Here is a 20,202-nt window from a genome sequence, read left to right as displayed (position 1 = left end):
CCACAACTGGCTTCCCGCTTCCCCGCGCCTTCTTCTGAAAGCGCGAAAGAACGAGATTCTAGCCACCTCATCCGCGCCTTGCAAGCGTTATTTTTGAGAACCGGTTTGGGCCGGAAAAACGGCTCGTGTGTGGCGATCCGATGGGCCCTGTTCGCCCGTCCGAGTCCTCAACAAGACCAGGTTTAATCGGACCTCGACTTCATGCACTACACGCATACGGGGCACCCCCCGCGCAACCCATTCGCCGTGCGGCGCCGGACTATGTCATCCGGCTACCTCCAGCCAAATGATCTCCGCGCACAGAAAAGAATAGAATGTACGGCTCTGTGCACCCCAAACTTTCCGGATTTATGCGCTCGCGAATCGCCAAACGTCTCCCCCCTGATGCCGACAAGCTTGTCGGCCTCTCGCTCGCGCTGTTCGCGTCGGGCAGTCGCACCGAAGACCGCTTCTGGGAAGCGAAGCTCGACGCGCTGCTGGCCAGAATCGTCCGCAATGGCAACCAGACGACACTGGACGCCGCTCTCGATCATCTGCAGCAAAATCACCCGGATGCATACGGTGCGCTCGCCGACATGGCGGAAACGCATAGTGAGTCGTTCCAGGTCGAGTTCGACGGCACGCCGCACGAAGCCCTGCTGATCGCAGCGCCCGTTCTCGCCTGGACGCGCTACGCGATTCCGTCGGGCCCGCTCAAGGGCGATGCGGCCGATGCCCTGCGCGCACATCTGCAGGCGCATGTGCTGGCGGCCGACACACGTGTCGCCATGGCGCCGTTCCTGTACAGCATCGACCAGTTGCCGCGTCATCATGTAGAAACGTGGCGCGTGGCGCAGCACCTCGCGCAGACTGCCGTTAGCGGTCACGGCGCCAAACTCAATCTCGGGGAACTGCCCGAAACGTCGCCGATCCTCGCCGACCCGCGATTCCTCCTCGCCGTCGTCATTGCGCCGGTCGGTGCGCCGGTGTTTCGCTGGCAGGAAGAGGAACACGGCAGCCGCATCGAGCGCGGCCAGTGTCTCGAACAATGGGCGACGCAAGGCGGCGCCAATCTGTCGGTCGTCCTGCCAGGTTGCGAATTCGAATGCCTGCTGCCAGACGCGTATTACTCGGCGTGCCGCGATGCGGACGAACGCGTACGTCCACACACCGTCCGCACGGCCGTCCGTTATCTCTTCGACACGATTGGCGCTGCGCCCCAGGAACTGCGTGCGGTCGTCGCCGGGTTCGGCGAGCGGCACATCGACGAATACCGCGTCGGCTTTACCCGGCGCGGCAGCAACGACGTGATTTATGGCGTCGTGTGGCCACTTTATGGCCGTGAGAACGGCGAACCGGGCATCGACGAAGAACCGCAGGACTCCGCCCCTACCGACGGTCCGCTGGAAGAAATCGTCGCACTGCTGAAGGAAACCGGTATTACAGAAGTCCGGCGTCATGCCGGACGTTTCGAGCCCGAATACTGCGACGACTGTGGCGTACCGCTGTATGCGGATCCGCTTGGCGAGATCGTACATGCAGAAATGCCTGAAGACGCCGAGCCTGCGCAGCCTCATTTTCACTGACAGGCAACGTCGGAATCTGACAGCCCCGCCGCGCGCGGGGCTTTTTCTTAATACGCATCCTATGCCTTTCGGACAGGCAGTCCAGCCGGAAGGAATTTGTCATCATGGGACCGGTGGCGCATCACAGCGCGCCGGCACCCGCCGACCCGTACGCATCGCGCCACCTCGACCGATTCATCTGGAGGAGGCAACGCATGCGTTTTACCGTATTCAACCCGGAAGCCGAGCGGCGTGAGGGACTCAAGGCCCTGCTGCGGCAGATCGACCGGCAGGCACGCTTCAGCGAGGCGCAGGACTGGCGTCACGCAGATCGAACGTTGCGCCGGCTGAATCCGGATCTGCTGGTCATCGACTGGGAGAACGGTATGCGCATTGCCGACGCCCGCGCGCTCTTCGCGGCGCACCCCACCGTGCCGGTCGCCGTACTGGTCGACGACGCCTCGCCGTCGATCGTCCGTGCGCTGATCGACGAAGGCGCGCTCGGCGTGATCCCGCGCCGGATGGATCATCGCCTGATAATCCGGGCATTTGAAATCGTGCTGCTGGGTGGTCACTATGTGCCGGCCGGCGCGCTCTCGCTCGAATCGCCAGTGCCTACGCCCGAAGTGCCGGCTCGCCGCCGCGAAGCGGCACTTCCGGGACGCCGGCGTCTGCGCCTTTCGAACGGACTGTCGCCGCGCCAGGAGCAGATCATGCGCTGCGTGCACATGGGCAGTACCAACAAGATGATTGCGCGCACGCTCGGCATCAGCGAAGGCACGGTCAAGATTCATCTCGCCAGCATCTTCCAGCAACTGGGCGCGCCGAACCGGGCCGCCGCCGTCGCGATCTACAACGGCTGGCTTGCTGCCCAACTCCAGGTGTTACGTCCAGATCAGGAAAGCGCGCCGCGAGGCGTGCCCGGCCAGCACGGCGTCGTGCCGCTGCGCCGGCCGCCAGGACAACGGTTCAGATATCCATTGCCGGCGAACGATGACGGAGGCGCCCTCGCGGCCGCCGCTGAACCCGTCGTGCCTTTCGGCGATCCGGCTGCGAAAACAGGCGAGTGACGACCTCGGCCAAAGCGCCCGTTCGCGCCTCGCATGCGCGCGTGTAAGACCGGGTTCTTCAGGACAGACGAGTCAGGCTGGGTGAGGCGGCGTCGCTCAATAGCAACATCGACCGCGTCGACCAGGTCAGTCACATCCGCCACCTGCGTGTAATCGAGGTAGCCCGCCGGCCTCATCTGCATCTGCATCCGCGCATACAGATACAGCGCAGCAACCCTCGGCAAACGTGATTGCGACGCGCAAGGCAACGCACTGGACGACCTGAACCGCACGCGCAAACGCCCCACCGGCGCGGCTGGCACGGATTCCGCTCACCCGTTTTCACTTCCAGGAGTAATATGAGATTTATGGGTTTCTTCTATACACCGCTGCCGTTCTGGGTCGCTGTCGGTGGCTGGATCGCCACTGCCGGTCTGCTCGCGCTCGCGCTATGGAAAAACCCTTTCAAGCGTCTTCAGGACGCCACCTTGCAGCATGTCTGGCTCGCGCTGATCGTCGCGATGTCGGTACTCTGGGCGAGCAACGCGTGGCTCGACGATGGCACTGTCATGCACCTGCTTGGCGCCACGCTCGTCGTCACCCTCTTTGACTGGGCGCTCGCGCTGATTGCGATGGCCGCGGTCACGGGTATCGCTGCAGTGATCTTCGATGCGCCATGGCAGGGCGTCGCCCTTACCTTCGTGGTATTCGGCGCGTTGCCTGTGGCGGTGTCGGCGATTCTTCAACGGGGAATCGTCAAGTGGTTGCCGCACAACCTGTTCATCTTCATTCTGGGTCAGGGCTTCGTCTCGCCCGCTATCGCGGTGAGCGTCGCCGCCCTCGCTGCCGTCGCGTCACACGTGGCGCTGGCAGACGGGTCGATGACCGTCGTACCGGCGGGCTATCTCTTCAGCGTCTTTCTGCTTGCTTCGGGCGAAGCGTGGTTCACCGGCATGTCCACGGCATTGATCGCGGTTTACCGGCCCGCCTGGGTCACGACGTACGACGTGCGTCGCTACCGTCTCGGCGGACCTCGCATCTGAATATCTGAGACACACGCGGCGCGCGAATATTTAGCGACGTAGTGTAACGGGCGCGCGCATGGCCAGAGCCTGGCCGCACGCGTAGCGCGGACACGAGACCGCATGCAATCCTGCATGGCCGCGCAGCCGCACGATCGCAACGCCGCCTCAAGCCAAAGACCCGACGAACCGCGCCACAAGTGAATCATGTGCAACATGAACCGGAGCAATGCACACGGCCCGTCGAAGGCATCCCATATCATCGCCACTTCGCAGCAACAATTGAACCGGCAACAAACTGATCGCCAGGGTGTCGACGACCGCGCATCCCCCTGACACTGCGACACTCCGGCAGAACGCATCAAATATTTTGTGTCTGGATTGAACTCCTCTGCCCTGCGAGGCATCTTACGTGCCTGATGTTTCATAAGCCTTGATAGATGGATTGCACCAACGCACCGCGCCGATTGCTGCGGTTGGTCGGCCGCGTCGCGGCGATTGCAGCGGGCTCCATGCTCGTATGCATAGCGCCCGCCTCTGCCGATCAGCTCGAACAGCACAACGAACTCGTCAACAGATTCGTCCATGACCTGCACGCCGACCCGCTCGTCGCGGACTGCGCCGCGCATGCCAATTTTGTCGCCAGTACCTCGACCGCTTTCGACCACGTCGAATTCCCGCCCAGCTCCTTCGACAGCGCGCACTCTTCGGTTACGCCGTGGAACGACTCGTTCGACGAGGGCAAGCAGCGGGTCAAGGTCGACAGCATCGTGACGGTCGAAGGTCTTGGCGTGCCGCAAAGCGGCGGTGGGTCGCCGATGGACCTCAAGTTCCGCTGCGGCTACGTGGGCACCCAGATGCTGGCGTTCAGCTGGAACGACCCGGTCCCGCCGGCCAGGGCGCGCAGCGCACCGCCGGCCAACCAGAAGAAGAAAGGCTCGAAGGGCAAGCATTCGTCGGGCAAGAAATCCACTGGCAAGGTGACGGCCGCGACGGGGAAACCGGCCGGCAAGACCACATCGAAATCGTCGGCGAAGAAAAAGTCGCACTGAGCGGATGTCCTCCACCTGTTACGTCTGACGGGCTGATATCCCGCTCGCGACCGCACCCTGGCAGTCAACGCAGGACAAAACAAAAAAGCGGGGAACGCGCCATGTACGCGTTCCCCGCTTTTTTCCATCACCGAAGGCGACAACACCTCAACGCATCAACACCTGCGTTGACCTTGCGCATCGCCCGTTCGCAATCCCACATTGACGTCGATATCACGCGAACGTCTCCAGGTGCTGCAGGATCGCGTGCAGCATTGCCGCGCCGAGCGACGCGCTGCGCTCGCCGTTCCAGCCGACCCGCTCGTCGGGCAGGTTCGCGTTGTCCTTGAAGGGCATCTCCAGCGTCAGCGAAAGGCAACCGAATTCATTGCCGATGTACTTTGACGCGAGCCTCAGCGCGTCCTGCCGGTACTTGCTCGACTCGTAACCGTACTTGTCCTGAAAGTCGGGGCTCATCTGCTTGAACGCCTCGATAAAGGCCTTCTGTTCTTCGCCCTGCTTCTCCGTGAACCCCGGCAGCATTTCCGAGCCCGCCACAAACACGTACGGCAGTACTTCGTCACCGTGGATGTCGAAGAACAGATCGCAGCCCGTCGCGTGAATCGCGTCCCGCACGAGCAGCACTTCGGGGCTGCGGGCGGCGTCCGGCTCCATCCATTCGCGATTCAGGTTCGCGCCCGCGGCGTTGGTACGCAGGTTGCCGCGCACGCTGCCATCCGGATTCATATTAGGCACGATGTGAAACACTGCGTGCTCATAGAGCCGGCGCGCAACCGGATCGCCAGCCCAGTCGCCCCAGCCGGCCAGCCGCTTGACGAGTCCCTCGACGAACCACTCCGCCATCGTCTCACCGGGATGCTGGCGCGCGATGATCCAGATTTTTTTCTTCGGCTTGAGCGTACCGTCTTCGGCGAGATCCGGCGTGCCGAGCGTGAGGAGCGACATCGGCCGACCTTCGACCGTCTGGCCGAGTTCGGTCAGCGTCGCGTGGGGCATCTGCTGCACCGCGCCGAGAAATTCCGAATGACGCTCCTCGCTATACGGCTCGAAATACGCGTAGTGGATGCTGTCGAAGTCGGGCGTGTGGTCGATCGTCAGCACGCGGCCGTCGTACGAAGCAGGCACGCGGAACCAGTTCACGCGGTCGTAGCTCGCCATCGCGTTGTAGCCGCGCCAGCCTTCGGCAAACGCGCACTCGTGGGCGTTCTCGAACGTCATCACGCAGCGTTCGCCCGCCGCGCCCGCAAGCCGGAAGTAGAACCACTGCGCGAAGTCGGCGTGACTGTCGGGTCGCACGCGCAGGCGGATATTGTCCGGCTGTTCGCAGGACACGACTTCGATCGCGCCCGCGTCGAAGTTACTGGTAATCGATATCGTCATGGTGTTGGCCTGGCTGTCGTGCCTGATGTGTCGGTGGCGTCGCGCGCCTATTCTGCTATGCGCCGGCGAAATACGTAGGTGGAATGGTTCGATGCACTGGCGTCGAATGCGTAACCTCCCGAATCGAAGCCTTTCAGCGCTTCCGGCGCGTCGAGCCGGTTCTCGACCGCGTAGCGCGCCATCATCCCGCGCGCACGTTTCGCATGGAAGCTGATGACCTTGTAGCGGCCGCCCTTCCAGTCTTCGAACACGGGCGTGACCACGGGCGCATCGAGCAGCTTTGGCTTGACGGACCTGAAATACTCGGTCGATGCGCAGTTCACCAGAATCTGCGGCGCACCTGCGTTCTTCTTCAACTGGGCGTTCAGCGCCTGCGTGATGCGTTCACCCCAGAATGCGTACAGATCCTTGCCGCGCGCATTCTCGAAACGGGTGCCCATTTCCAGGCGATACGGCTGCAGCAGATCGAGGGGCCGCAGCAGTCCGTACAGCCCTGACAGCACGCGCACATGCTTTTGCGCGTAGTCGAGATCGGCGGCGGAGAGCGACTTCGCGTCGAAACCGTCGTACACGTCGCCGTTGAACGCGAGCACCGCCTGCTTCGCGTTGCGTGTGTCGAATTTCGACGACCAGTCGGCGTAGCGCTGGAAATTCAGGCGTGCAAGCGGATCGGAAAGATCCATCAGCGTGGCGATCTGTTGAGGCGACAGGCGCCGCAGTCCGCCGATCAGTTCGGCGGCGTCATCGACAAAATCGGGGATCGTGTGCTTTTTGATGTGCGGGGGTGTTTCGTAGTCAAGCGATTTGGCCGGCGACAGAACGATTATCATAGAGGCTTACAGGCACGCCGTGCCTGACGGTCAAAGACGAAACCACGATTGTAACGAATGCACGGTTCCGATGCCTCCCGCGGGGCGCTCCGCGATGTCCCTCACGTCGTGCTCGATTCGAATGTATGGATCGACATCCTCGTCTTCGACGACCCTCACACCCGCCCGATTCGCGCGGCGCTCGAAAGCGGCGCGTTGAAGGCGCTGATCGACATGCGCTGTCTCGCTGAGCTGACGTACGTGCTCGACTATCCCCAGTTCGCGCGGCGCGAGATCGACAAGGCCGCGGCGCTCGACACGCTCGCGGGCCTCTGCCAGCAGGTGGCGCCGCCCGCGCCCGCCGGGGACGCCCGCCCGCTGCCGAAGTGCAAGGATCGCGACGACCAGAAGTTTCTCGAACTCGCGCATGCTGCGCAGGCCGACTGGCTGGTTTCGAAAGATCGCGCGGTGCTGAAGCTCGCCAAACGCATCGCACGCGATTTCGGGTTCCGGATCGCACAGCCAGCGCCGTTCGTCGCGGCCTGCCTGCTGCCCGACAAAACACTCGCCGAAACGCCTGCGCCAGCCTGAGCGGCGCTTCGCGCGCGGATTCCTTCAGACCGGCACAGACTCTCTCCACCGTTCATCGTCCATCGTTCACGCTCCAGACAGCGCCATGAATTCACCGCACACCACGCCCAGCTTGCCCACGACGCCGACCTTCCCGTCCCGCCTGCCGAACGTCGGCACGACGATTTTCACCGTGATGAGCGCGCTCGCGACGCAAAAAGGCGCCGTGAACCTCGGTCAGGGCTTTCCGGATTTCAACTGCGATCCGCGCATCGTGGATGCGGTGACCGACGCGATGCGCGACGGCCACAACCAGTATCCGCCGATGGCCGGCCTCGCGCCGCTACGCCAGGCGATCTCGGACAAGATCGCGAACCTGTACGGCCGCCGCTACGACGCCGACAGTGAAATCACGGTCACGGCGGGCGCCACGCAGGCGCTGCTCACCGCGATCCTGTGCACGGTCCATCCTGGCGATGAAGTGATCGTCGTCGAGCCGACCTACGACAGCTATCTGCCTTCGATCGAACTCGCGGGCGGCAAGCCCGTGTTCGTCACGCTCGACGCGCCCGATTACACCATTCCGTTCGACAGGCTCGCGGCGGCGATCACACCGAAGACGCGCCTCTTGCTGATCAACACGCCACACAATCCGACGGGCACCGTGTGGCGCGCGGAAGATATGAAGAAGCTCGAAGACATCGTGCGCGGCACCAACGTGCTGATTCTCTCGGACGAAGTCTACGAACACATGGTCTACGACGGGGCGCCGCACGAAAGCGTGGCGCGTTATCCGGAACTCGCGCAGCGCAGTTTCGTCGTGTCGAGCTTTGGCAAGACCTATCACGTGACGGGCTGGAAAGTCGGCTACGTCGCGGCGCCAGCCGCGTTGACGGTGGAGTTCCGCAAGGTGCACCAGTTCAACGTGTTCACCGTGAATACGCCGATGCAGCTTGGGCTTGCGCGCTACATGCAGGACCCGGCGCCGTATCTCGAACTGCCGGCGTTCTACCAGCAGAAGCGCGACTTCTTCCGCGCCGGCCTCGCGAATTCGCGCTTCCGGTTGCTGCCGTGCGAGGGCACGTATTTTCAGTGCGTCGACTACTCGGCGATCAGCGATCTGCCCGAGGCCGAATTTGCGCAGTGGCTGACGGGCGAAATCGGTGTGGCGGCCATTCCCGTCTCGGCCTTCTATCACGAATCGCACGAATCGGGCGTCGTGCGCTTCTGCTTCGCGAAGCAGGAAAGCACGCTCGCCACCGCCCTCGAACGGCTCGCGCGCCTCTGATCCGGCACGCGCGACGATGCGAATGGTTTCACGTTCCTCATCGTCGCGCGCCTGTCCTGCTCCCGCGTATCGCGGTTCATCTGCAACCGCGGCTTCACGTCAACGTCGATCACGCCTTCCTGCGTTGCGCCTCGACATACGCCTTGCGCTCGGCGGTGATGCGCTGCGCCGCGGGCCGTTCGTTCACCGCCTTCACATATGCCTTCCAGTCGATCCCGGCTTCGATCAGAAAATCGCGGCCATAGACCGCCTGCGTCGCCATGCCAACGAGCGGCAGACTCACGAAACCGGCCGCATCCGACACGCTGAAACGCTCGCCGCGCAGGTACGGCGTGAACTTCGCGAGGCGTTTGAAACCGCTGATATGATGCGTAAGGAGCTTCTCGACGCGCCCTTTCGTCGCGTCGGTGACCGTGCCGCCGAAGAACGCCTGCTTGTACAGATTGCGCACGGTCAGTTCGAGATGCACGTCGACGAAGAACATCATCTCGCGCTCTTTCGCGGCGATCCACGGATCGGCGGAGAAGATCGCCTTCTCCGGATAGCGCGCGGCAAGATATTCAACAATCGCCTGCGACTCGCACAGATCCCCGTGTTCGGTCTGGATGTACGGCACCTTGCCGAGCGGCGAATGCGTCAGGAGCGCGTCGTCCTGGCCCGGCATCACGAGCACTTCCTCGAAGGGAATATCGTGTTCGAGCAAAACGAATTTCACCTTGCTGTAATAGTTGGACAACGCGAAACCGCACAGTTTGATCATCGGGTGTCTCCTTGCCGCCTGTTCTGTTTATCGATGGAACCGCGTCTGACAGATCGCCGACGATCACGCAGTCCGTGTTAACCCATCATCTCAAAATTTGCACGATCGTGCTATTCTAAAAATAACCATGGAGTCGAGCCTTACCATGACCTCTCGTCAGTTCAGCATCGAAACTATCGGCATTGTCGGCACGGGCGCAATGGGCCGCGGCATCGCGCAGATCGCGGCGCTCTCGGGCCTCTACGTGCGTCTCTACGACACAAACCCTGAAGCCGTCGGCGCGGCGCGCGACTACCTCGCCGACACGTTCGCAAAACTTGCCGCCAAAGGCAAGCTCGAACCGGCGCGCGTTCACGCCGCGCTCGCGTGCGTGACAGGCGCGGCGGCGATCGCGGACCTCGCGGGGTGCGATCTCGTCGTCGAAGCGATCGTCGAGAAGCTCGACGTCAAGCGCACGCTCTTTCGCGAACTCGAAACGGTCGTGGGCGGCAACTGCGTGCTGGCGTCGAACACGTCTTCGCTATCGATCACGTCGATTGCGGCGGGTTGCCAGGATCCTTCGCGCGTGGTCGGCTATCACTTCTTCAATCCGGTGCCGCTGATGAAGGTCGTCGAAGTGATCGACGGCCTGCGCAGCGATCCGGCCGCCGGCGACGCGCTGATGGAACTCGCGCGCCGCATGGGTCACACGCCGGTGCGCGCGAAGGACATGCCCGGCTTCATCGTCAATCACGCCGGACGCGGGATGAACACCGAAGGCCTGCGCGTGGCCGGCGAAGGCGTTGCGCGTTTTGTCGATATCGACCGCATCATGCGTGAGCAGGCGGGCTTCCGGCTCGGGCCGTTCGAGCTGCTCGACCTGACGGCGCTCGACGTTTCGCATCCGGTGATGGAATCGATCTACCACCAGTTCTACGAAGAGCCGCGTTTCACGCCGTCGCCGATTACCGGCACGCGGCTCGCCGGCGGTCTCATTGGCCGCAAGACGGGCGAAGGCTTTTATCGGTACGTCGACGGCAAGCAGCAGGTCGAAGCCGAAGCAGCCGCACCGACGGAATTGCCGAAGCGCGTGTGGGTCAGCCGGCGCTATCCGGAAGCACGCGAAGCGGTGCTTGAGATCGTTGCGAAAAGCGGCGTGACGCTCGACGAAGGTGCGACGCCCGCGGCGGACTCGCTGATCGTCGTGACGCCGTTCGGGCATGACGCGGCCACAGCGGCCGTCGACGAGCATCTCGACGCAAGTCGCGTGGTGGCGATCGACGCGCTGTTTCCGCTCGTCGGCGCGCAACGCCGCACGCTGATGACGACGCCCGCGACGACGCGCGCCGCACGCGACGCTGGCCACGCGCTCTTTGCATCCGACAACGTGCCCGTCACCGTGATCCGCGATTCGACGGGCTTCGTCGCGCAACGCGTCGTCGCGACCATTATCAACATCGGCTGCGATATCGCGCAAAAACAGATCGCCTCGCCGCTCGACATCGATCTGGCCGTCACGCTCGGCCTCGGTTATCCGCGCGGCCCGCTCGCGCTCGGCGACGCGCTCGGCGCGAAGACGATCCTGACGATCCTGCGCAATATCTCCAGCGTGCTGGAAGATCCGCGTTACCGTCCGTCGCCGTGGCTCGCGCGCCGCGCGCAGCTTGGCCTTTCGCTCACGCAAAGCGACGCCGCAGACGCAGACGACACCCACGCAAAGGACCCGCGATGAGCGCCGAACTCCTCACATCCCGCCCGGCCGAAAGCGAATCGACGCTCGTGCTGACGCTGTCGAATCCCGGTGCGCGCAACGCGCTGCATCCGGACATGTACGCCGCCGGCATCGAGGCCATCGACACGGCCGAGCGCGATCCGTCGATCCGCGCAATCGTGCTGACGGGTGCCGACCAGTTCTTCTGCGCGGGCGGCAACCTGAACCGGCTGCTCGAAAATCGCGCGAAAGATCCATCGGTGCAGGCGCAAAGCATCGACATGCTGGGCGAGTGGATCGCCGCGCTGCGTTCATCGACGAAGCCGGTGATCGCCGCCGTCGAAGGCGCAGCGGCCGGCGCAGGCTTTTCGCTCGCACTCGCCTGCGACCTGATCGTCGCCGCGGAAGACGCGAAATTCGTGATGTCCTACGCACGCGTCGGGCTGACGCCGGACGGCGGCGGTTCATGGTTTCTCGCGCAGGCGTTGCCACGCCAGATCGCTGCCGAAGTGCTGTTCGAAGGCAAGCCGGTGATCGCGACGCGGCTCCATGAACTCGGTGTCGTCAACAAGCTGGCCAAAGGGGGGGCGGTGCGCGACACGGCGCTCGCATGGGCCGACGATCTCGGCAGGATCTCGCCGTATTCGATCTCGCGCATCAAGTCGCTGATCGGCGCGGCCAGCACGCAATCGCTGCCGGATCATCTGGCCGCCGAGCGCGACAGCTTCGTCTCCGCGCTGCATCAGGGCGATGCACTCGAAGGCATCACTGCGTTCCTCGAAAAACGCGCACCGGTCTACAAATGAGCGAACCGCACAACACCGCATTCCAGTTGCCAAAGCGCCGCCGCATTTATCTGATGCGGCACGGCGACGTCACGTATTTCGACGGCACTGGCCGCGCGATCGATCCTGAAACCGTGCCGCTCAACGAGAACGGCCGCGAACAGGCGAGCGCCGCGGGTCGTGTGTTCGCGCAGCAGCAGGTTCGCTTCGATCGCGTGATCGTGAGCGGCCTGCCGCGCACCGTCGAAACCGCACAGCGCGTGCTCGCCGAAACCGGTCAGCAGATCGAACTGGAAATCGAGACCGCACTACAGGAAATTCGCGGCGGACGGCTCGGCAGTATTCCGGCGAAGGATCTCGAAACGGCCTTTCTGAGCGCGTTCGATGGCATCGTCCCTGAAGACACGCACTTTCTGGGCGGCGAAACGATCGGCGCGCTATTCGACCGTGTATTGCCCGCGCTTGCCGCGCTTCGCGAAGACACCTCGTGGGATACCGTGCTGCTCGTGCTGCATGGCGGCGTGAACCGCGCGATTCTCTCGCATGCGATCACGGCGGGCGGCCGCACGTTCTTCGGCCATCTCGCGCAGGCAACGGGCTGCATCAACACGCTCGATGTCGGCGCCGCAGCGCGCGACTGGGTGCTGCGCGCAATCAATTACTCACCGCCCTCGCCGCTCCATCGCGACGTGCGCAACACAACGATGGAACTGCTCTACGCACAATTCATTCGATACCGGCGTAGCTGAACCCGATCTGGAGGAGACATGACGCAGGCCAGTCCCGCAGGAGAACCGGAGCACACGCCGGACTACTCGGCATTTGAAGGTACACGACCTGTCTCGGACAAGCAGCGCTTCGATACGGATCAACTCGGCACGTGGCTGACGCAGCACGTCGACGGTTTTGCCGGCCCGCTGACCGTCGAGCAGTTCGCAGGCGGCCAGTCCAATCCGACGTTCAAGCTCGTCACGCCGTCGCGATCGTACGTGATGCGCTCGAAGCCCGGCCCTGCGGCGAAGCTCCTGCCGTCGGCGCACGCGGTGGAGCGGGAGTATCGCGTAATGCACGCCCTCGCCCATACCGACGTGCCTGTGGCAAAAATGCTCGCGCTCTGCGAGGACGAAAGTGTGATCGGACGTGCGTTCTACGTGATGGAGTTCGTGCAGGGACGCGTGCTGTGGGACCAGTCGCTGCCAGGCATGACACCTGATGAGCGCAGCGCGATCTACGACGAAATGAATCGCGTGATCGCGGCGCTGCATAGTGTCGATCCGGCAGCAGTCGGGCTTGCCGGTTACGGCAAACCGGGCAACTATTTCGCGCGACAGATCGGTCGCTGGAGCAAGCAGTACGTCGCATCCGAAACGGAACCGATCGAAGCGATGAACCGCCTCATCGAATGGCTGCCGCAGCACATGCCCGCCGACACCCGCGGGCGTGCTTCGATCGTTCATGGCGACTACCGTCTCGACAACCTGATTTTTCATCCGCACGAGCCGCGCGTGCTTGCCGTGCTCGACTGGGAACTGTCGACGCTCGGCGATCCGCTCGCCGATTTTGCGTATCACTGCATGGCGTGGCACGTCGACCCCACGCAGTTTCGTGGCATTGCCGGTCTCGACTGGGCGGCGCTCGGCATTCCGGACGAAGCACATTACGTCGAGCGTTACTGCGCGCGCACTGGCTTCCAGATCGAAGGCGACTGGAATTTCTATCTGGCGTACAACATGTTCCGCATCGCGGCGATCCTGCAGGGGATCATGAAACGCGTCGTCGACGGCACAGCCGCAAGCGCGCAGGCCGTCGATGCCGGCCGTCGCGCGAAGCCGATGGCGGAACTCGCGTGGCGTTACGCGCAAAAGGTGCGCTAGTCACAGCCCGACAATTGCTCATCGTTACCCGCGAGGTCTTACATGAATTTCGATTACACCCCGAAGGTGCAGGCGCTGCGCGAGAAGTTGCTCGCGTTCTTCGACGAGCACATTTATCCGAACGAGCGCGCATTTGCCGAAGAGATTGCGCAGAACCGCCAGAACGGCAACGCATGGATTCCGACTGAGCTGATCGAAAGTCTCAAGCAGAAGGCGCGCGACGCTGGACTGTGGAACCTGTTCCTGCCGGATTCCGCGCGCGGTGCGGGTCTCACGAATCTCGAATACGCGCCGCTGTGCGAGATCATGGGCCGCGTGCCATGGGCGCCCGAGGTGTTCAACTGCAACGCGCCCGACACCGGCAATATGGAGACGATCGAGCGCTACGGCAGCGAAGAGAACAAGCGCGAGTGGCTCGAGCCATTGCTGCAGGGTCATATCCGTTCGGCATTTTTGATGACGGAGCCGGCCGTGGCGTCGTCGGACGCGACGAATATCCAGACCAGCATCGTACGCGACGGCGACGACTATGTGATCAACGGCCGCAAGTGGTGGTCGTCGGGCGCGGGCGATCCGCGTTGCAAGGTGTATATCGTGATGGGCAAGACCGATCCCGAAGCCGCACGCCACGCGCAACAGTCGATGATCCTCGTCCCTGCCGACGCGAGCGGCATCACCGTGCATCGTCCACTGACGGTATTCGGTTACGACGACGCGCCGCACGGCCACATGGAAATCACGCTCGAAAACGTGCGCGTGCCCGCATCGAACATGCTGCTGGGCGAAGGACGCGGCTTCGAAATCGCCCAGGGCCGTCTCGGACCGGGGCGCATTCACCACTGCATGCGCCTGATCGGCCTCGCCGAACGCGCGCTCGAACTGATGTCGAAGCGCTCGCTGCAGCGCGTCGCATTCGGCAAGCCGGTGGCTGCTCAAGGCGTCACGCTGGAGCGCATCGCCGACGCACGCTGCATGATCGAACAGGCGCGCCTGCTCACGCTGAAGACGGCATACATGATGGACACCGTTGGCAACAAGGGCGCACGCGGCGAGATCGCGATGATCAAGGTCGTCGCACCGAACATGGCGTGCCAGGTCATCGACTGGGCGATGCAGGCGCATGGCGCGGCCGGCATGAGCGACGATTTTCCGCTCGCGTATGCGTACACGTCGGCGCGCACGCTGCGCTTCGCGGATGGTCCCGATGAGGTGCACCGTAACGCAATCGCGAAGCTCGAACTGTCGCGTTACGCGGAAACGTCGCCGTCGGCTGCAGCGAAGTAGCCCCGCTTTCATACGATGCAGCGGTGTGGCGCACGCTGGCGCCGCGCCCTGCATCAACGTTCGATCTGTGCTCTAATTTTCGTCTGCCTTAGTGCATCGACGTCGCATCGCGCGGCGCCGCACTCACGAAACCAGGAGTCACGATGATCGACGTCTATAGCTGGGCGACCCCGAACGGCCACAAAATCCACATCATGCTCGAGGAAACCGGGCTCGAATACGCCGTGCACGCCATCAACATCGGCGCCGGCGACCAGTTCACGCCCGAGTTCCTTTCAATTAGCCCAAACAACAAGATCCCGGCAATCGTCGATCCGGAAGGTCCGAAGTCTGCTGACGGCAAGCCGTTTTCGCTGTTCGAATCCGGCGCGATCCTCGTTTATCTGGCAGAAAAAACCGGCAAATTTCTGCCGGCCGATCCTGCCCGCCGATACGCGACGCTGCAATGGCTGATGTTCCAGATGGGCGGCGTGGGCCCGATGTTCGGTCAGACGCATCACTTCCGCGTGTACGCGCCGCAGCCGATCGAATACGCGATCAACCGCTACACGAACGAGACGCACCGACTGTACGGTGTGATGGATACGCAGCTCGGCAAGACCGCGTATCTCGCGGGCAACGACTACACAATCGCCGATATTGCATCGTTCCCGTGGACGCGCTCATGGAAAAACCAGGGCATCGAGCTCGATGAGTTTCCGAACGTGAAGCGCTGGCACGACGAGATCGCCGCGCGTCCGGCGGTCATCCGCGGCGTGGAAGTGCTGGCGTCCGCGCGCAAGGAACTGACCGACGACAAGGCGCGCGAAATCCTGTTCGGCGCGACGCAATACGCGAAACATTGAACTGACCGTATTGCGCAATAAAAAACGCGGTTGCTGTGACAGCAACCGCGTTTTCCTTTCCAACGTGTCGAATCACACGTCAATGCTGGAAGTAGTGTCGCGTGATGAACTCGGCGATGCAGACGGGTCGCTCACTCCCCTCTTTCTCCAGCGTCACGCTCCAGACAACCTGCACGCCGTTGTCATCGACGTCGGTCACTTCAGCCACTACGAAGTTCGCGCGCACCTTCGATCCCACCAGCACGGGTGACGTGAAGCGCACCCGGTTGAGCCCGTAGTTGACGCCCATGCGCTGCTTCAACGAAACGGTCTTTTCGAGTAGCGCCGGAATCAGCGCCAACGTCATGAAGCCATGCGCGATCGGTCCACCAAACGGCGACTCACGTTTTGCCCGTTCAGCGTCGACGTGAATCCATTGATGATCGCCGGTCGCGGCCGCAAACCGGTCCACGCTCGCCTGATCGATTTCAACCCAGGCGCTTGCCAGCGCGCCTGAACCCACGAGCGCGCGCAACGCATGCGCATCGGCCACTTCAACATCGTCGGGTGTCATGCCGAGTTGCCCGGATTGCGCAAGCCGAAAAGCCCTTTCGAGCGCACCGTGATGACTGTCTCGCCGTGCTGGTTGATGCCTTCCCACTGCGTCGACACGATGCCGCGATCGGGTTTGCTCGCGGACACGCGACGGTCGAGCACCGTGTTCAGCATGCGGATCGTATCGCCGACGCGCACGGGTTTGATCCACCGGATGTCATCGATACCGGGCGAACCCATCGACGTCGAATCCGCAAACGCGTTACGCACGAGCAGACCCATCATCACCGAGCACGTATGCCAGCCACTAGCGATCAACGTGCCGTACGGCGAAGCTGCCGCGCCTTCATCGCTGACGTGAAACGGTTGCGGATCGAACTGCTCCGCAAAGCGGATGATTTCTTCGCGCGTGAACGTGTGTTCACCGATTTCGAAAGTCTTGCCGACTTCCATGTCTTCGAAGCTCAAGCCCATATTCACACCTCCATCATATGTATCGACCGGTCACACTTCGGCGACCGCAAAACCCGGTAGCGACGCAAAGCGTTCAAGATGATGATCGACATCACCCAGCGTGGTTTCGATGATCGCGAGACGCTTGAACAGATGCGCCGCCGCGACTTCGTTGGTCACGCCCATGCCGCCGTGCAGCTGAACCGCCTGCTGACCGACAAAACGCGCGGCCTGCCCGATACGCACCTTCGCCGCCGACACCGCGCGACGACGCTCGTCGGCATCGTCGCTCGCGTAGCGGACCGCGGCCAGATACGAGATCGAGCGCGCCTGTTCCGCGTGAATCAGCATCTCGACCATACGATGCTGCAACGACTGGAAACGCGCGATCGGCACGCCGAACTGCTGACGCTGCTTCGTATATTCGGCGGTGGCGTGATTCAGCGCATCGAGTGCGCCGACCGCCTCCGCGCAGAGCAGCACGATGCCGTAATCGGCAATGCGCTCGAGCGTCGCGGCGCCCGCGTGTGCGCCGGCAAGGCGACGCGCCGGCGTCGCTTCGAAAGTAAGCGTCGCGGCCCGCTGACCGTCGATCGTGCGGTAATCGGTGACCTGTGCATTCTGGCCGCTTTGAGCGGCGCGCTCGACCACGAAGAGCGCGATCTCGCCGTCGAGACGCGCGGGCACGATCCAGTAGTCCGCCTGTGCGCCGTGCTGCACAACCGATTTCCGGCCCGTCAGCACGTAGCCTTCGCCCCGCTTCGTCGCCGTCGTTTCCACCGTGAAAATATCGTAGCGCGCTGCGGGCTCGTGGAACGCCACGGCGAGCTTGATCTCGCCCGCTGCGGCGCGTTCGAGCAGTTGCGCATCGTCGCCCTCGCCCGTGCCGGCCAGACGCAGCGCTTCGATTCCCACTGCCGTCGCCCAGTACGGCTCGATCACGAGCGCACGCCCGAGTTCCTGCATCACCACGAGCATGTCGACCGGACTGCCGCTGAAGCCGCCTTGCGCTTCCGGCACCGGCAGCGCCGTGAGACCGAGTTCGGTGAACGCGGACCAGTGCGTATCCGACACGCCCGCTTCGGTACGCACAATCGACTGGCGTGCCTCGAAGCCGTAATTCTTGTCGAGATAGCGGCGCAGCGCATCGGCGAATTGCTGTTGTTCGTCGTTAAAAGTGAAGTCCATTGCGCCGCTCCTCAAAGGCCCAGAATCATCTGCGCGATGATGTTCTTTTGAATCTCGTTCGAACCGCCGTAGATCGACGTCTTACGGAAATTGAAGTAGTACGCCGCGAGCGGCGCCGCATCGTCGTCGCCCGCGAGGCTATGCGCGCGTTCGCCTTCGAGGAACGGTACGTCGAACGGTGCCGCCATCGGGCCGACCGCCTCGAACATCAGCTCAGTCAACGCCTGCTGAACTTCGGTGCCCTTGATCTTCAGCATCGACGCTTCCGGCCCCGGACCGCGCCCGCCCGTCTCCGCGCTCACGACGCGCTGCACCGTAATCTCAAGCGCCATCATTTCGATTTCCAGATTCGCGACCTTCGCGGAGAACACCGGATCGTGCAGCAGCGGCTTGCCGTTTTTCTTCTGGTTCAGCGCGAGGCGCTTGAGGAATACGAGTTCGCGCTTCGATTGACCGACGCGTGCGATGCCGGTGCGCTCGTGGCCGAGCAGATACTTCGCATACGTCCAGCCACGGTTCTCATCGCCGACGAGATTCTCGACCGGCACTTTCACGTCTTCGAAGAAGACTTCGTTGACTTCGTGATCTTCGTCGAGCGTGATGATCGGACGCACGGTGATGCCCGGCGTCTTCATGTCGATCAGGATGAACGAGATGCCTTCCTGTTTCTTCGCGCCGCTATCGGTGCGCACGAGGCAGAACATCATGTCGGCGTGCTGGCCGAGCGTGGTCCACGTCTTCTGGCCGTTGACGACGTAGTGATCGCCGACGCGCCCGGCGCGCGTGCGCAGCGAAGCGAGGTCGGAGCCGGAGCCCGGTTCCGAATAACCCTGACACCACCAGTCGGTGCCGTCGAGAATACGCGGCAGATAGTGGCGCTTTTGCGCCTCGCTGCCGTACTTCATCAGCACAGGCGCCACCATCGACACGCCGAACGGCAACACCGAAGGCGCACCGATGCGCGCGCATTCTTCGTCCCAAATATGGCGTTGCGTCGGATTCCAGCCCGGGCCGCCGAACTCGGTCGGCCACGCGATCACCGACCAGCCGCGCTTGCCGAGCAGCTTGTGCCAGCTGGCGAAGTCTTCGCGGTTCAGACGTTTGTGGTTGAGTACCTTGTCGCGCAGCTCGTGAGGCAGATTGGCCTCGAGCCACGAACGGATGTCGGCGCGGAATGCGTCGTCGGCTTGGGAGTAATCCAGATTCATGCGCTATGTCTCCTGGCCGCGGCTGGACCGCCGCCGCCAGGAAGCCACCGCGCTTATTGCAGCGGTTCCTTCAGTGCGGCCGGGACCGGCAGCGGCATCACTTCGATGCCTTCCTCGACCAAGGCTTTCGCATCTTCGGGTGTCGTGACGCCCCGAATACTGCGTGCCGGCGCTTCGTTGTAGTGAATGCGCCGTGCTTCCTCGGCGAAGCGGTCGCCCACGTTCTCGGTCTTTTCCAGCACCTCGCGCAATGCGCGCATTGCGTGCGCCTGCCATTCAGCCGCGTTCGCCGGCGCGGAAGCCGCCGTCGCACCGGACAGGTTGAGCCGGGGCGCAGACGGCAAACGGCTCACTTCGGTCACACCGCAAATCGGACATTCGACCAGCTTGCGGGACAGCTGTGACTCAAAATCTTCGGCAGAAGCGAACCAGCCTTCGAACCGATGGCCGTGCGGACACGTTAAATCGAGGACCTTCATGTGGAATCGGGGCTTGCAATCAGTTTATCGCAAAATAGAAATTTGTGAACGATCGTTCGCAAAAATTTTAGCTTTTCATTAAGGGCGGGATGCGGACCCTCGATTGAGGGCGTGGGGCGATTCTAGCGCTTTGCGACAAACCCCGCCGAAGCGGCCCGAAATATCCGCCGTTCGCCGGGAAATTGCGGCCGGAAACGACAACGGCGGCCTTGCTGGCCGCCGTTCGACGTTCAATGTGGTCACCCAAAGACAGACCGCGATAACGGCCCGGCTCCGTGGTAGTCCCCCCGTTTTTAACGGGGCTCAGAAGTAGAGGTCATGCCGCGATGGGCAACTTCTGTTTCGGCGGTACGCCACCAATGGCCGTGTTCGGCCGCTCGTGATTGTA

At 62.9% G+C, this 20,202-nt stretch carries 21 protein-coding genes; 13 read left to right on the top strand and 8 right to left on the bottom strand.

What is annotated here, in order from left to right; genetic code table 11:
* The 5 genes from LPA36_RS29070 to LPA36_RS29050 form a co-directional block, all read left to right on the top strand.
* Positions 1-186: hypothetical protein (locus tag LPA36_RS29070; protein ID WP_228883970.1), on the top strand; the 186-nt coding region annotated here is incomplete at its 5' end.
* A 164-nt stretch (positions 187-350) separates the two neighbouring features.
* Positions 351-1,565, top strand: a complete 1,215-nt coding sequence (locus LPA36_RS29065) for a DUF2863 family protein (protein WP_228883969.1) — start codon at positions 351-353, stop codon at positions 1,563-1,565.
* A gap of 194 nt (positions 1,566-1,759) precedes the next feature.
* On the top strand, positions 1,760-2,614 hold the full coding sequence (locus LPA36_RS29060; protein ID WP_228883968.1) for a response regulator transcription factor: 855 nt from the start codon (positions 1,760-1,762) through the stop codon (positions 2,612-2,614).
* 347 nt (positions 2,615-2,961) lie between these two features.
* Positions 2,962-3,636: an energy-coupling factor ABC transporter permease gene (locus tag LPA36_RS29055; RefSeq protein WP_228883971.1), complete on the top strand. Its 675-nt coding sequence runs from the start codon at positions 2,962-2,964 to the stop codon at positions 3,634-3,636.
* Positions 3,637-4,055: 419 nt separating this feature from the next.
* The gene (locus LPA36_RS29050; RefSeq protein WP_228883967.1) at positions 4,056-4,667 is read left to right on the top strand and encodes a BspC domain-containing protein; all 612 of its coding nucleotides are present in this window, start codon (positions 4,056-4,058) and stop codon (positions 4,665-4,667) included.
* Between the two features lie 213 nt (positions 4,668-4,880).
* Here LPA36_RS29050 and LPA36_RS29045 read toward each other — a convergent pair whose 3' ends face one another.
* Positions 4,881-6,047: a M14 family metallopeptidase gene (locus LPA36_RS29045; RefSeq protein WP_228883966.1), complete on the bottom strand. Its 1,167-nt coding sequence runs from the start codon at positions 6,045-6,047 to the stop codon at positions 4,881-4,883.
* Between the two features lie 47 nt (positions 6,048-6,094).
* Positions 6,095-6,877 (bottom strand): peroxide stress protein YaaA, encoded by a 783-nt coding sequence (yaaA, locus tag LPA36_RS29040; protein ID WP_228883965.1) that lies wholly within the window; start codon positions 6,875-6,877, stop codon positions 6,095-6,097.
* 57 nt (positions 6,878-6,934) lie between these two features.
* Between yaaA and LPA36_RS29035 the strand changes: the two genes are divergently transcribed.
* On the top strand, positions 6,935-7,447 hold the full coding sequence (locus LPA36_RS29035; RefSeq protein ID WP_228883964.1) for a putative toxin-antitoxin system toxin component, PIN family: 513 nt from the start codon (positions 6,935-6,937) through the stop codon (positions 7,445-7,447).
* A gap of 85 nt (positions 7,448-7,532) precedes the next feature.
* Positions 7,533-8,714 (top strand): pyridoxal phosphate-dependent aminotransferase, encoded by a 1,182-nt coding sequence (locus tag LPA36_RS29030; protein WP_228883963.1) that lies wholly within the window; start codon positions 7,533-7,535, stop codon positions 8,712-8,714.
* A gap of 109 nt (positions 8,715-8,823) precedes the next feature.
* Here the strand turns inward: LPA36_RS29030 and LPA36_RS29025 are convergent, their stop codons facing one another.
* Complete coding sequence (locus LPA36_RS29025) at positions 8,824-9,474, bottom strand: glutathione S-transferase family protein (protein ID WP_228883962.1); 651 nt, start codon at positions 9,472-9,474, stop codon at positions 8,824-8,826.
* A gap of 145 nt (positions 9,475-9,619) precedes the next feature.
* On the opposite strand from LPA36_RS29025, the gene LPA36_RS29020 reads away from it, so the two are divergent.
* The 6 genes from LPA36_RS29020 (at position 9,620) to LPA36_RS28995 (ending at position 15,952) form a co-directional block, all read left to right on the top strand.
* The gene (locus LPA36_RS29020; protein WP_228883961.1) at positions 9,620-11,185 is read left to right on the top strand and encodes a 3-hydroxyacyl-CoA dehydrogenase; all 1,566 of its coding nucleotides are present in this window, start codon (positions 9,620-9,622) and stop codon (positions 11,183-11,185) included.
* A complete protein-coding gene (locus LPA36_RS29015) occupies positions 11,182-11,970 on the top strand; it encodes an oxepin-CoA hydrolase, alternative type (RefSeq protein ID WP_228883960.1) in 789 nt (262 codons plus the stop codon). The genes LPA36_RS29020 and LPA36_RS29015 overlap by 4 nt, the downstream gene beginning before the upstream one ends.
* On the top strand, positions 11,967-12,698 hold the full coding sequence (locus LPA36_RS29010) for a histidine phosphatase family protein (protein WP_228883959.1): 732 nt from the start codon (positions 11,967-11,969) through the stop codon (positions 12,696-12,698). The genes LPA36_RS29015 and LPA36_RS29010 overlap by 4 nt, the downstream gene beginning before the upstream one ends.
* A gap of 18 nt (positions 12,699-12,716) precedes the next feature.
* Positions 12,717-13,823: a phosphotransferase gene (locus tag LPA36_RS29005; RefSeq protein ID WP_228883958.1), complete on the top strand. Its 1,107-nt coding sequence runs from the start codon at positions 12,717-12,719 to the stop codon at positions 13,821-13,823.
* 42 nt (positions 13,824-13,865) lie between these two features.
* Positions 13,866-15,107, top strand: coding sequence for an acyl-CoA dehydrogenase family protein (locus tag LPA36_RS29000; protein ID WP_228883957.1), 1,242 nt, complete (start codon positions 13,866-13,868; stop codon positions 15,105-15,107).
* 143 nt (positions 15,108-15,250) lie between these two features.
* Positions 15,251-15,952, top strand: coding sequence for a glutathione binding-like protein (locus LPA36_RS28995; protein ID WP_228883956.1), 702 nt, complete (start codon positions 15,251-15,253; stop codon positions 15,950-15,952).
* A 79-nt stretch (positions 15,953-16,031) separates the two neighbouring features.
* On the opposite strand, the gene LPA36_RS28990 is transcribed toward LPA36_RS28995, so the two are convergent.
* The 5 genes from LPA36_RS28990 to LPA36_RS28970 are packed head-to-tail and all read right to left on the bottom strand — an operon-like array spanning position 16,032 to position 19,814.
* On the bottom strand, positions 16,032-16,505 hold the full coding sequence (locus LPA36_RS28990) for a MaoC family dehydratase (protein WP_228883955.1): 474 nt from the start codon (positions 16,503-16,505) through the stop codon (positions 16,032-16,034).
* Positions 16,502-16,960, bottom strand: coding sequence for a MaoC family dehydratase (locus tag LPA36_RS28985; RefSeq protein ID WP_228883954.1), 459 nt, complete (start codon positions 16,958-16,960; stop codon positions 16,502-16,504). Before LPA36_RS28985 ends, LPA36_RS28990 begins: the two co-directional genes overlap by 4 nt.
* Before the next feature lie 30 nt (positions 16,961-16,990).
* Positions 16,991-18,127: an acyl-CoA dehydrogenase family protein gene (locus tag LPA36_RS28980; protein WP_228883953.1), complete on the bottom strand. Its 1,137-nt coding sequence runs from the start codon at positions 18,125-18,127 to the stop codon at positions 16,991-16,993.
* Between the two features lie 11 nt (positions 18,128-18,138).
* Complete coding sequence (locus LPA36_RS28975; protein ID WP_228883952.1) at positions 18,139-19,335, bottom strand: acyl-CoA dehydrogenase family protein; 1,197 nt, start codon at positions 19,333-19,335, stop codon at positions 18,139-18,141.
* A 53-nt stretch (positions 19,336-19,388) separates the two neighbouring features.
* The gene (locus LPA36_RS28970; RefSeq protein WP_228883951.1) at positions 19,389-19,814 is read right to left on the bottom strand and encodes a DUF1178 family protein; all 426 of its coding nucleotides are present in this window, start codon (positions 19,812-19,814) and stop codon (positions 19,389-19,391) included.
* Positions 19,815-20,202: the final 388 nt, after the last annotated feature.

The organism is Paraburkholderia saeva, assembly GCF_907164555.1.
GTDB lineage: Bacteria > Pseudomonadota > Gammaproteobacteria > Burkholderiales > Burkholderiaceae > Paraburkholderia > Paraburkholderia saeva.
The sequence above is the reverse complement of the archived record's forward strand: the minus strand, read 5'-3'. Positions and strand labels throughout refer to the sequence as shown.